Annotated in this window: 11 protein-coding genes; 7 read left to right on the top strand and 4 right to left on the bottom strand. The window is 63.5% G+C overall.

Features of this window, described 5'->3' with window-relative positions; genetic code table 11:
- Nucleotides 1-6 precede the first annotated feature (6 nt).
- On the top strand, nt 7-468 hold the full coding sequence (locus OW521_RS01235; protein ID WP_268022249.1) for a VOC family protein: 462 nt from the start codon (nt 7-9) through the stop codon (nt 466-468).
- An 85-nt stretch (nt 469-553) separates the two neighbouring features.
- Complete coding sequence (locus OW521_RS01230) at nt 554-1,492, top strand: zinc-binding dehydrogenase (protein WP_268022248.1); 939 nt, start codon at nt 554-556, stop codon at nt 1,490-1,492.
- Between the two features lie 175 nt (nt 1,493-1,667).
- On the opposite strand, the gene OW521_RS01225 is transcribed toward OW521_RS01230, so the two are convergent.
- Both OW521_RS01225 and OW521_RS01220 read right to left on the bottom strand, forming a co-directional pair.
- Nucleotides 1,668-2,663: a PDR/VanB family oxidoreductase gene (locus OW521_RS01225; protein ID WP_268022246.1), complete on the bottom strand. Its 996-nt coding sequence runs from the start codon at nt 2,661-2,663 to the stop codon at nt 1,668-1,670.
- Nucleotides 2,664-2,692: 29 nt separating this feature from the next.
- Nucleotides 2,693-3,859, bottom strand: a complete 1,167-nt coding sequence (locus tag OW521_RS01220; RefSeq protein ID WP_234754920.1) for an acyl-CoA dehydrogenase family protein — start codon at nt 3,857-3,859, stop codon at nt 2,693-2,695.
- A gap of 114 nt (nt 3,860-3,973) precedes the next feature.
- Between OW521_RS01220 and OW521_RS01215 the strand changes: the two genes are divergently transcribed.
- Nucleotides 3,974-5,266, top strand: a complete 1,293-nt coding sequence (locus OW521_RS01215) for an acetyl-CoA hydrolase/transferase C-terminal domain-containing protein (RefSeq protein ID WP_268022241.1) — start codon at nt 3,974-3,976, stop codon at nt 5,264-5,266.
- A 55-nt stretch (nt 5,267-5,321) separates the two neighbouring features.
- Here OW521_RS01215 and OW521_RS01210 read toward each other — a convergent pair whose 3' ends face one another.
- Entirely contained in the window at nt 5,322-6,575 is a 1,254-nt protein-coding gene (locus OW521_RS01210) for an MFS transporter (protein ID WP_268022239.1), read from the bottom strand.
- A gap of 300 nt (nt 6,576-6,875) precedes the next feature.
- A complete protein-coding gene (locus OW521_RS01205; RefSeq protein WP_268022237.1) occupies nt 6,876-7,877 on the bottom strand; it encodes a LacI family DNA-binding transcriptional regulator in 1,002 nt (333 codons plus the stop codon).
- Between the two features lie 132 nt (nt 7,878-8,009).
- Between OW521_RS01205 and hisD the strand changes: the two genes are divergently transcribed.
- The 4 genes from hisD (at nt 8,010) to OW521_RS01185 (ending at nt 12,840) form a co-directional block, all read left to right on the top strand.
- Nucleotides 8,010-9,350, top strand: coding sequence for a histidinol dehydrogenase (gene hisD / locus OW521_RS01200; RefSeq protein ID WP_268022235.1), 1,341 nt, complete (start codon nt 8,010-8,012; stop codon nt 9,348-9,350).
- A gap of 34 nt (nt 9,351-9,384) precedes the next feature.
- Nucleotides 9,385-10,131, top strand: a complete 747-nt coding sequence (locus tag OW521_RS01195) for an SDR family NAD(P)-dependent oxidoreductase (protein WP_268022233.1) — start codon at nt 9,385-9,387, stop codon at nt 10,129-10,131.
- Between the two features lie 175 nt (nt 10,132-10,306).
- Entirely contained in the window at nt 10,307-11,080 is a 774-nt protein-coding gene (locus tag OW521_RS01190; RefSeq protein ID WP_268022231.1) for a FadR/GntR family transcriptional regulator, read from the top strand.
- 908 nt (nt 11,081-11,988) lie between these two features.
- Nucleotides 11,989-12,840 (top strand): alpha/beta fold hydrolase, encoded by an 852-nt coding sequence (locus tag OW521_RS01185; RefSeq protein ID WP_268022229.1) that lies wholly within the window; start codon nt 11,989-11,991, stop codon nt 12,838-12,840.
- The last annotated feature ends 13 nt before the right edge of the window (nt 12,841-12,853 follow it).

Genomic DNA, 12,853 nt, shown 5'->3' with positions numbered 1-12,853 from the left:
ACCGCAGTGCTGGTCAATCACATAGGAATCACGGTCGGCGACATCGACGCCGGCGTCGAGTTCTACAGCGAACTGTTCAACCTGACGCTACTCGTTGCGCCCCACGAAGCCAGCATCCAAACGGCGGCAGCTGATCGTCGCAAGGACGTGTTCGGCGAAAAGTGGAAGCACATGCGGCTCGCCCACTTAAGCGACGGGTCCGGCGTCGGCATCGAGCTCTTCGAATTCGTCGAACCCGCCGTCGAATATCGGGACGAGCACTTTGAATACTGGAAAGCAGGAATCCACCACCTTGCCTTCACCGTGGAGGACCTTGACGCTTCAGTCGAGAAACTCGTTGCACTGGGCGGCCGCACCCGAAGCCAGATACACATCACTGCGTCGGGCACCAGGGTACGTTACTGCGAAGACCCATGGGGAACTCCGGTGGAACTCGTGAGCACCAGTTACCAGGAACTCGTCTCCTGAGCGTTGAGATCGTGCGCGACCCATTGAGGATGCCCCGACGCGGGGATAACCTGAGCCACGGACGTTCACTGCAAAGGAGACGGTCATGAAGGCTTGGCAGTTCGTTACCGAGAACCACCCGCTGGAGCTGCATGATGTTCCGGCCCCGGTTCCCGGGCCGGGGGAGCTGGTGCTGGACGTCAAGGGCGCCGGCATCTGCCACAGCGACGTCGGATTCCTCGACGGAACGTTGTCCGGGCTCCTGCCCAAGCGGCCGATCACGCTCGGGCACGAAATTGCCGGCGTGGTCTCGGCGGTCGGACCCGACGTCACCGGGTTTGCGACGGGTCAGCGTGTCGCCATCCCTTGCGATATCCCCACGCCTGGAACCAGCATGGACGGCGGATTCGCCGAGAAGGTCCTCACCCCAGCCAGGTTCGTCATCCCGGTGCCGGACGGGGTTTCCTTCGACCAGGCCGCCGCGGCGACCGACGCCGGAATGACGGCGTACCACGCCGCCATGACGGTCGGCGGCGTGAAGGCCGGCGACAAGGTCGGCATCATCGGGCTGGGCGGCCTTGGATCCCTCGCGGTGCAGGTCTGTGTTGGTGCCGGCGCCCAGGTCTACGCGGCCGAGGTCAACGAAAAGGTCTGGGACCTGGGCAGGGAACTCGGCGTGACCGCCGTCGCCAAGGACATCCGCGAATTCGCCGACAAGGACCTTGACGTCATCATCGACTACGCCGGCTTCGGAACGACGACCGCAGGCGCCATAGAGGCGGTCCGTCCCGACGGCAAGGTCGTCCAGGTCGGGCTGGGCCGCCCGGAGGGCACACTTAACCTGCAGCGTCTGACACTCTCCCGACTCACCCTGGTCGGGTCCCAAGCCGGTACCCAGGAGGACTGCGCTGCGGTGCTTAAGCTCATCAGCGAGGGCAAGCTCAAGGCCAACATCACCACCATCTCGTTCGACGAGATCGGCGAAGGCGTCCAGAAACTCGAGCGCGGCGAGGTCGTTGGCCGCCTCGTGGCCGTCCGCGACTGACACCGCCCACAGAGAACGCGACTGCCGCGCCCCTTGGCTGGGGAGCGCGGCAGTCGCTCTGTGGTACTCGAAATCGGTCAGGAAAAGTGTGTTGCTGATCCTCCGAGGGTTCCGCCCGGTCGCGGGTAGTGCAGTTTCGATGATCCCACCTCGCAATCGACCCACGGCTGCCCAGTCAGAGTTCGAGGACGAGCCGCGGGCAGTCCCTCTTGGCGCGTGAGACGCAGATGAACAGGCTTTCGCTGTCGGCGCGTTCGGCAGAGGTGAGGATGGAGTCCCGGTGGTCAACGTCGCCCTCGAGGAGATAGGTTTCGCAGGTCCCGCAGGTTCCTTCACGGCAGGAGGAGTCGATGGAAATGCCGCTAACCTCTGCGATCTCCAATATGGACTTGCCGGCGGGGATGGTGGCGGTGACGCCGCTGAGCTCGAAAGTGACCTCGAAGGCCGTATCCGCCTGATGCTCGACAACCTTCGGGGCGAAGCGCTCCAGGTGCAGGGAACCTTCCGGCCAGTGTTCCGTCGCGCCCTCGACCACACGCAGCAGTGGTTCGGGCCCGCACGCGTAAACGAGCGTGTCAGCCTGCACCTCGGCGAAGTACGATGCAAAATCGACGCGTCCGTCGGTGTCTTCCGGCACGAACTGCACCCGGGCACCGTATGGGGCAAGTTCGTCGAGGAAGGCCATTGAGGAACGTGACCGGCCACCGTACACGAGGGTCCAGTCGGCGCCGTCCCGTGTTGCCTGCCGCAGCATGGGCAGAATCGGAGTGATGCCTATGCCACCTGCAACGAACCGGTAGCGCGGGGACGGGGCGAGCCCGAAGTTGTTCCGGGGCGTGCCGATCTGAATCGTGCTGCCCTCATGCACCGTCTCGTGAAGGAGTCGTGAGCCGCCCCGCCCGTCGGCGACGTTCAGGACGCCCACCCGCCAATGGGTATTGTCGGCGGGGTCAGAACACAGCGAGTACTGCCTGACCGCATCTTGACCCAGGTGGACGTCAATGTGTGCCCCTGGGGTCCACTCGGGCAGCGGCTGTCCATCGGGGCGTTCAAGAGTCAGCGCGATCACGCCGTCGGACTGGTTATAGCGCTCGACGACCCTGAGTGTAAGGATCTCGTGGGCGGTGCTTCCCGCACCGCGGTCGCGGGTCTCGGCATGCGTGGTGGTCATTGTGCGACTTCCTTGGTGTGAAGTGAATCTCAGCCTTCGAGAAGGCGGCGGGCGATGACGAGTTGCTGGATCTCATTGGTTCCCTCGCCAAGGATCAGGAGAGGTGCATCGCGGTAAAGCCGCTCGACCATGAACTCTTGCGAGTAGCCGTAACCGCCATGGATACGCATCGCCTCAAGGGCGACCTCGGCTGCGGTCTCGGTCGCGAAGAACTTGGCCATGCCTGCTTCGAGGTCGGATCGGGCACCGGTGGTCTTGAGCCTTGCAGCCTCAAGCATCAGCAGTTCCGCGGCCTTGATTTTCGTGCCCATCTGGGCGATCTTCAGCTGGATGGCTTGATGCTTTGCGATCGGCTTGCCGAACGTTTCGCGTTCGTTGGCGTACTTGATGGACTGTTCGAGGGCGCACGTTGCCAGGCCCACGGCCCGCGCGGCAACGTTGACGCGGCCCAGTTCGACAGCTGCCATGAACTGCTTGAAGCCTTTGCCTACCGCGGCTTCGCCGCCGAGAACGCTGCTGACCGGAGTGTGGAAGCCGTCGAAGACGATCTCGGTGGATTCTACGCCCTTGTACCCCAGTTTCTTGAGCTGCCCGGGTACCGTGATGCCCGGCTGTTCCTGCACACCCGGATCTTTCTCGATAATGAAAGCAGTCATCCCGCGGTGCCGCGGCTCGGCCTTGGGGTCAGTCACCGCGAGGATCATCACCATTCCGGCGCGCAATCCGTTCGTGGCCCACATCTTCTGGCCATCGATGATGTAGTCGTCCCCGTTGCGGCGTGCCCGGGTGCTTATCGCCTGGACATCGGAACCTGCATGCGGTTCGGTCATCGAGTAGGCGCTGCGCAGCTCGCCGGTGGCCATGCGCGGGAGATAGCGCCGCTTCTGCTCTTCGGTACCGAAGGTCTGAATCATCCATGCCGCCATGAAATGGGTATTGATGACACCCGAAAGCGAGATCCATCCGCGAGAGAGCTCCTTGATGACCAAGGCATAGGTGAAGACGTCCAGTCCCAGGCCGCCGTACTCTTCCGGGATCGTGATGCCGAACAGCCCCATTTCCTTCATGGCCTCAACGAGCTCTTCGGGGAACTCATCTTTGTGATCAAAGTCCGATGCGACCGGCAGGACCTGCTTGTCCACAAAGGTTCGGATGAGTCCGACGAGGTCTTCCTGCTCTTCAGTGAGTTGGGTCATGCCTTTGGCTCCTCGGGTTCGGGGCACCTATGCCCCACGACTATTGATGCATATAATTATGATGAACATCATGAGATTGTGCAAGAGGAAGTACACGGACGGGAGATTGTGGCAATGACGCGACACGTTGCACGTGAAAGCCGGGCCTATGTGAGGGCGGCAGCCGAGATCCTTGACGGCAAGGATCATCTGAACCTGGTATCGGCGATGTCGCCTCAACTGCCGACACGCCTGATCGCGACTTTGCTGAGTGAGGCGCGGCGCCGGGAAATCCGGGTCAGTCTCTATGTATCGGACTTGACCGCGCGCTTTGCCTTTCTTGACGACAACGCCGAGGATGACCTGCGATCTGGAAGACTGCGTATCACGATGCTCGCGGGTGGGGCACCGCGGGCGCTTGCCCACCTCGTCGACAGCCTGCCTTTGTCGCTATGGGAGACTGATCGTCTACTGTCCTCCGGAGTCATTCCCTGCGATGTTTACGCGGTTCGCGTCGCACGGGGCGTCAGGGGCTTTGAACTCGGCAACGCCGTGGGCTTCACACCTACCCTCGCGGCTATGCCCGAGGTTCGCCTCGCCGCCGAGGTTGCACCGGCGGGGGAGTATGTGGGCGGATTGTTTCCGACCCCGCCGGAGTGGTGGGCCGATGCTGTCACCGTCTCCGACGACAGTGCCGCCGTCAGCCCTGTCGCCACGACAGCTGCCGCGGAACCGGTGCGTGATCGGATTGCCGAACTTGTGGCGGGCTTGATCCCCGGCGATGCCACTCTCGAGGTGGGTTTGGGTGGCGTGGCTGACGCGCTTATCGGCGCCTTGGCCACTCGCCCGGGCATCGGCATACACTCGGGAATTCTTCCCAGGGCCTTGCGAGAATACCTTGTAGGGCGGTCTTATTCTGCCGTTTCGAAGACGGTTGATCCCGGGCTGAACGTCGCCACCGGTCTGGCGGTGGACGCTGGTGCCGCTGCCTGGCCGGAAACGGTACGTTTGCACCCCGTGAGCGTGACGCATGACCCTTTCCGGCTCGCGCAACAACACAAGCTCTGGGGCGTGAACTCGGGGTTTAGCGTGGACCTCTCGGGGCAGGTCAATGCCGAATGGGTGGGCGGCGTCAAAGTGGCAGTGGGGGGAGGGCAGCATGATTTCACGAGAGCTGCCCACCAGAGTGTGGGCGGGGAATCCGTCATCGCGCTCCCGTCCCGCAGCGGGGGCGGACTTGGCCGCATTGTCAAGTCGCTCGCAAGGGTGACCCCGGTAACTACCTCGGCTAGCGACGTTGACTTCGTCGTCACCGAGTGGGGGATTGCGGAGCTAGGTGGGCGGAGCCTGGCGGAGCGTGCCCGGGCCCTGATTGCGATCGCGCACCCGGAGGATCGTGTCGGATTGCGCGCGTCAGCGGACAACTGAGGCCGTAAACCGCCGGTGGGGTGCTGTTTTGCGGTGCCCGTCTCCTGTCCGCGCCCTAGCGGGAACTTGTCGACACCACCAATTGAGCGCGGTACACGGGGGATATCCGCTCAGCGACGAGGAAGAGCACGGAGCCGCTGGCGAGCATGCCCGCAAGCACCAGCCAGATCAGGGCAAACGGGACGGTATGGTCGACGGCAAGGCCTGGGATCAGTCCAGATATTGCGGCGCCGATCCCGACGGGCACGAGAAGTGCCCCGCTGATCTGCGCATAACGTTCCGGCGGGAAACAGGCCAGAGTGGCTACGGCGAAGAGGGCGCCGAAGACGGGCGTGCTGAATCCGAGCAGGAGGACGGCGATATACAACCACCACTCGTTGGAGGCGAAGACAGCGACGACGAAGCCGGAGACTCCCAGCAGCCCTACGGGCACGACCGCCCACAGCTGGCGACCGAAAACACATCCGGTTCCCGTCATCACGAAGCGTCCAACCAGTCCAGCAGAGCCCATGATGGTGAACGCTATGGCGAGCTGTGCCGCGCTGAAGCCCTGGCCTGCTCCCCAGACGGGCAGGAGGACCGGTACGGCCGTCTGGACAAGCAGTGAAGTGAAGAATGCGGCGCACAGCAGCAGGAAGGACGCTTCGCGCCACGGCGCCGTCGCCCGAGCCCGAGCCCGGGTCACGGTATGCACGCCGGGCACCAGTCCACGGCGGGGGTAGCGGGAGGGGAGGAGCCTTGCCGCGAACAAGCTGGTGCCCACCACCGTCGCGCCGACGACGACGGCAGCCACTCGCCAGCCGGTGGCGTCGGTGACGAGCGCACTGATCGCTGGGTATGCGGCCGTGCCGACAGGGGCACCACAGGCCACCACGCCGAAGAGGCGGTCCCGCCGGCTCTGATCCGAGATCATGAGTACGGGATGGTTGGCGGCCATCTGTCCCAGGCCGTGCGTCCCCAAGCCAACCAGGATGCCGTACGTCAGGGTAGCTTCGATCGGAGACGCCACGAGAGGAAGCGCTGCCATCCCCAGCCCGCACAACACCCCGCCGGCTATGAACATGAACCGGGTTCCATAGAGTGCAAACACCCGCCAGGCCAGTGGCGCCGTCAACGTGAACACCAGCCAGTGCACGGTGAAAGGCATCGCCAGCACAAGTACGGTCGAATTCAACTGAGCGGACAGGCCGGGCAGAATCACGCCGTAGCTGAACCGGACGCCTGACACCGCCGCAAGCGCAATCACGCCCGCGGAGGCGGCCCGCACCTCACCGACGGTGACGACGGCACGGTTGGTAGAGCGCGGCACTGCTACCTCAATTCCACAACACGTCGCCACCGCTGATCGGACTCTGATGTGGCCCCGGCCGCGCCGAGCGAGAAATGCGTCATGGGATTTCCTGTCGGTGATGCCTGATTCCAGGTTCGTGTCGGTCCGCCACGCGTTGGCGTGGGGCTGGCAAGGAGCCAGCTGGCGGATCCGGCCTAATTTATGAGTATAGATATTTTGATGCGCACCGATCAAGTTTATGGGTCCTCACCCGTGCACAATAGAGTGTTCAATCTGTTCCTGGGCGGCCTCGGCTGCGGCCGTGAGTAACGCGACGAGTCAGGCGGGTGCGAACGCGCTTGAGGCGCGCACCACGAGGGTCGGCTCGAGCTCGACGCGGATCGCCGGGCGGTCAGGGTCGTCGAGCCGGGCCAAGAGCAGGCGGGTAGCCTCCGCCGCTAATTGCGCCACGTCCTGCCGCACTGTTGTGAGGTTCAGCGACTGCCAGGACGCTTGTTGGATGTCGTCGTAGCCGATCACCCACAAGTCGTCGGGAACGCGGATGCCGGCAGCCTTGGCTGTGTCGAGGGCGGCGAAGGCGAGGAGGTCGTTGCTGCACACGAGGGCGTTGATGCCCGGGTTCAGGTTGAGGAGCCGCGCGGCGGTGCGGCATCCACTTTCGTGCGTGTACGCGCCGTGTGCAACGAGTTCGTCGGGGAGGGGGTAACCGAGTCGGGCCAGGCGGTCCGAGAAGCCGCCAAGGCGCTGCGCCGTGGTGCTGGCCAAAGGAGTTCCGCCGATGAATGCGACACGGGTGCGCCCGTGGGAGACCAGGTAGTTGGCGATCAGGCCTGCGCCTTGCCGGTTGGCGCTTGAGACTTGATCGCAATCGGCGCCCTCGACGGTCCGGTTGACCAGCACGAGGGGGCTTCGCTGTTCGAGCGCCCGTGCCAGCTCATGGGAGTGTTCGGTGACGGTGGTGAATATCACTCCGTCCACGGTCCCCTCCCGAATCGCATCAAGGGCGGCCTGATTCTTGCCCCCGTCCGAGACCCATACAGTCATGCGGTGGTCGGAGGCGTCGAGACTGCGGCTAAGCGCCTCGAGAAGCTGTGGGTAGAACGGGTTGCCAAGGTCGGCCACGACGACGCCGATGGTCCCCGTGCGACCGGTCTTCATGGTGCGCGCGGCACGATTCGGGACATAGCCAATGCGCGTCATGGCGTCCATGACACGGGCACGCGTTTTTTCGCTCACGGGGGTCCCGGCGGTGAGCACGCGCGACACGGTCGCCTGCGAGACGCCGGCCTCGCGGGCCACGTCACGGCTGGTCGCTGCCATCGTTTCGTTCGTCCTCTCCTGATCAACCTACGGTCCTGTCTTCATCAACTTACAGTCTTGCCGCACTGCCATTTCATGATGTATACGTATACATATTCAAACTCTCCGAACATGAACGTGTAAAGGACATCCATGAGCGCCCTATTCACATCAATCTCCCTAGCCCTCAAGCCCCGCGCCGCCGGGGACCGCGTGGCCGGCTCTGATCCCAAGGTAAAGAACACCGTCGAGGAGGTGATCGCCGATATCCGCGACCGCGGCGACGTCGCCGTGCGCGAATACTCACAGAAGTTCGACGCGTGGGCACCGGAATCGTTCCTCCTCGGTGCTGAGGAGATCGCAGACGTGATGGCCCGCGTGCCCGAACAGGTGCTCGCCGACATCCGCTTCGTGCAGACCCAGGTGCGCACCATGGCCGAGCATCAGCTTGCCTCGCTCCAAGAATTCGAGGTTGAAACGTTCCCCGGCGTCTTTCTGGGTCAGAAGAATGTGCCTGTCACCACCATCGGCGCATACGTTCCGGGCGGCCGCTACCCACTGCTCGCCTCGGCGCACATGACCGTGGTCACCGCCAAGGTCGCCGGCGTCGAGCGCGTCGCCGCCGCTACGCCTCCCATCGACGGTGGCATCCCGGACGCCACTGTTGCCGCCCTGCACCTCGCCGGCGCCGACGAAATCTACATCCTTGGTGGCGTCCAGGCGATAGCGGCCCTGGCCGTGGGCACCGAAACCATCGACCCCGTGCACATGCTGGCGGGACCTGGTAACGCCTTTGTTGCCGAAGCGAAGCGCCAGCTATTCGGCGAAGTCGGCATCGACCTGTTCGCCGGGCCGACCGAAGTGCTCATCGTCGCCGATGAGCACGCGGATCCCTTCGTCGTCGCCGTCGACTTACTTTCGCAAGCCGAACACGGACCCGATTCCCCGGCCGTGCTCATCACCACCTCGGAGGATCTCGGCCGTGCTGTGATCGATCACGTCGATCGGCTCTTGCCCGGCATGCCCACCCGCGACTTCGCGGAAGCGGCGTGGCGGGACTACGGCGAGGTGCACGTCGTCGATACCCTCAACGAGGCGTACGCGCTGGCCGACGGCTACGCGTTCGAGCACGTGCAAATCATGACTGCACAGCCTCGGGAGGCGCTGGAGAAGATGCGCCACTACGGTGCCCTCTTCCTCGGCGAAGGGACGTGTGTGTCGTACGGTGACAAGACCATTGGCACGAACCATGTGCTTCCCACCCGAGGTGCAGCCCGCTACACCGGCGGGCTCTGGGCCGGCAAGTTTCTTCGCACCGTCACCTACCAGGAGGTGCGCAACGAAGAATCCAGTGCCATGCTGGGGGAGATCACAGGCCGCGCTGCCCGCGTCGAGCGCTTTGAAGGTCACGCGCGCTCAGGTGACGTTCGGGTGGCCAAGTACCGGGGCGACGCGTTCGAATGGATGCCGCAGTCCGCCGCGCGGAAAGACTAAACCCTTGGCACCCACCCATGCACCGGAGGTTTCCATGTTCTCCTTTCGACTCGATGGCCGCGCCGTTCTCGTCACCGGGGCCGGCCGCGGGCTCGGCCGGGCAGTCGCCGACGGCTTGAACGAACTGGGAGCCACCGTCTATGGCACTTCCCGGGTACCTGCCGAGGCCGAGCAGATCGCTGAGCGCTACGGCACGTCGCCGGTGGTGCTGGATGTGACAGATATCGACGGGGCTGCCGCTGTCATCCAGCGGCTGCACGCCGAGGGCGTAGGAATCAGCCTGCTCGTCAATAACGCTGGAGTGAATGTGCCGCAACCAGCCTTCGAGGTCACCCCAGAGGCATGGGACCAGGTTCATCAGCTGAACGCGAAAGGTCTGTTCTTTCTATCGCAAACCATCGCGAAACAATGGGCTGCCGAGGGAATCAAAGGGTCGATCGTAAACATTGGTTCCCAAGCTGGCATCGTCGCCATCGAAGACCGCGTTTCATACAGCTCCAGCAAGGCAGCCGTCGTTCAGCTAACTAGAAGCATGGCATTCGAGTGGGGGCACCTGGGTATCCGCGTTAACACAGTGGCACCCACCTTCGTGCGTACGGAGTTAACTGAATCGACGCTCTCCCGGCCGGAGTTCGCCGCTACCCTGCTCGCTCGCATTCCGCTGGGCCGCTTCGGTGAGCCAGACGACGTCGTGGGAGCCGTCGCCTTCCTACTCGGCGACGCCGCCGCTCTGATCACAGGCCAGACGATCCTCGTCGACGGCGGGTATACGATCCACTGAGTTCCTGCCGCGTCCGTGCTACGCCCGGCCTGCCAGGGGTGTATAACAACATGCCGAGAGCGCTGCGTCCACCGCCGGACCGGCGGATGACACTTCGCCGACGAGGAAATGGTCAAGCAATCGTCGATCGGGAATATTATGGTAGGAATACCCCCTTATCGATAGGTTGAATCGCATGAAAACCTCAACGTCGAGCCTTTGGACGGCGGATGCATCTCCGACCGCTCTGGGTCGCCAGGTCAAGACGTCGGAACGCGTCGCTTCGGCGATCCTGGAACTAATCATCGAGCGGGAACTTCAGGCCGGGGACAGGTTGCCGAACGAGGCTGAAATGATCGAGCATTTCGATGTGGGGCGCGGCTCCCTGCGTGAGGCGCTGCGCATCCTCGAGACCTTTGGCCTGATCGTCCTGCGCTCGGGCCCCGGTGGCGGGCCCGTTCTTCTGCGCGTCAACCCGCGCGACGTCAGCCGCAGTTTCTCCCTTTATCTCAATCTGGGCGGGGCGACGCTCGAAGAACTGGCCGAGGCGCGCCTCCTTCTCGAGCCTCTTGTCGCGCGCAAAGCCGCTGAATCACTCACGCCGGAATCCGCGGAGCAGATTCGCCGAGTGCTGGACCGTGAAGCAGGGGATGGTGTTGAGCCCAGCATCATCGTGGAACGCGCCAATGACTTTCACTACACTCTGGCGCTGAGCACCGGAAACACTGTGCTGAATCTACTCGCCACGGCGCTGAAGGAGATGTACACGTCACGACTGGTGAATATCGGCCTAGCCGAAAAGACGACCGACAGTACGATTCGCCATGAACACGCCGCCATCGGCGAGGCGGTCATAGCCGGAGATGCCGACCTCGCTGAACGACTCGCACGCGAACACTTCCGCACCCACTTCGAGCAAATAAAGGCCGCATCCCCGGGCTTTGTCGCGTCGCGGATCACCTGGGCCTAGGTGTAATTCCCCCGGATCAGTTTCATTTGCGTGCTTTTCGGCGGTTTTGTTCAGTGAGTTTTCCGTGTCCGGCTAGCGGCCCGCGATGGTGACGGCGAAAGCCTTCTAGGCAGCTTTCCGACGCGCGGCCACTCGGGTTTGCGGGGTTCCTGTCGGTCCAGGGATCGGGTCGCCAAATACGGGCACCTCAGTGCTCCAACTCCGTCGGGAGGCTGCGGCCTCTGACCGCGCGCGGTTGCGGGCGTTCAACAACTCAATCGGGATGGTGCCGCAGACCGCGGGCCGGCTTTCCGCGTCGAAGTCCAGGAACGGCTGAATTCCTCCCACGCATTGTTCCATGACCGAGCGACCGCCTGTAATTTCTCACAGAGTTTCGCGAGCTCCTCCAGAGCCGGCCCTTTCGGTGGTGCGCGGCTTCACCATCAGCCTGCATGCCCTTGATCCGATGCCTTATGTGCCGGCCCAGCAGCGAACCCTAAGACAGAAGCGCTGCTCGGCCGAGGAGGGCGAGTACCCCGGGTCGACGCAATTCCTCGGCGAACCCCAACATGCGGTTCTAACGGCGCCTGCGCAAACGAGCGCAACAATTGCGCGGACAATTTCAACCACCTGGTCACACGGCGCCTGGCAGACGCATCAGGGGTGGCCTGCTCGCTTTAGTGGTTCCAAGGGTTCCATGCGCCATATCCAAAAGCTACTTTCCCCGAACCCCGTTGTGCCCCGTCAGGCTGGAAACACCGTTTGATTTACAGGCTGGTTCAAGGGTTATACGTGTTCGACATGAGCTTCGGGGTGTTGGCAGGGTGTGGCTTGAAGGGGTGACAAATATCCGATTCATACATATAGTTAGGATGGAATTGCTGGTCTGCCGGGCGTGTTGAGCCCGGACCAACTCAAAGAGGAGCATTGTGACTGCGCACGAGTATCAAGAGGGCCGGGCCAGGGTCAACGGCCTGGACATCCATTACCTGGAGTGGGGCAAGCGCGGCAACCAGCCGCTGGTGATGGTGCATGGTTTGAACGTCACCGCCCACACCTGGGATCCGATCGCGCGCCGTCTTGCCGAGAAGTACCACGTCATTGCCCCGGACCTGCGCGGTCACGGGGAGAGCAGCTGGTCCCCGCAGGGCTACGCGGTGCGGGCGTTCGCCGGCGATGTCACCGGCCTGCTTGAGCAGATGGGCATCGGACCCTATTACCTTGTCGGGCACTCCAACGGGGTGCGCGTCTCGATCGCGATCGCGGGGGAGAACCCCGGGCAGGTGCGGCGGATGGCGTTATCGGATGCGGGGCCGGCGACCAGCGTGGAGGGTGCGCGGTTCATGCGGGACTTCATCCAGCGCAACACGAACCTGCGCGGTTTCCGTGACGAGAACGAGGTGCGCGAGTTCTACGTGGGGCAGCACCCGGAGTGGGTCGAGGAGTTCATCGACCTGCATGTGAAGTACCAGGTGCGTCGGAACTGGGCGGGCAAGCTGGTGCCCAGGGCCGACCCGGACCTGCAGTGGATCACCGGCTCGGTGAGCCTGCCCGACGGCGAGTACCTGTGGGAGATGTCGGCGAAGGCGGCCATGCCGACCCTGTACATGATCGGGCGCACCAGCAACGTCCTGGACCAGCCCATCATCGACCGTCTTCAGCAGGTCATGCCCGACGTGCGGGTCGAATGGTTCGAGACCGGCCATTACATCCCCCGCGAACAGCCCAAACAGTTCACCGACTCCCTCCTGGACTTCTTCGCGGAAGGCGACCAACCATGATCCAGCTCGGCAT

Origin of the sequence: Arthrobacter sp. MMS18-M83, assembly GCF_026683955.1 — a bacterium.
Taxonomy (GTDB): Bacteria; Actinomycetota; Actinomycetes; order Actinomycetales; family Micrococcaceae; genus Arthrobacter.
The sequence above is the reverse complement of the archived record's forward strand: the minus strand, read 5'-3'. Positions and strand labels throughout refer to the sequence as shown.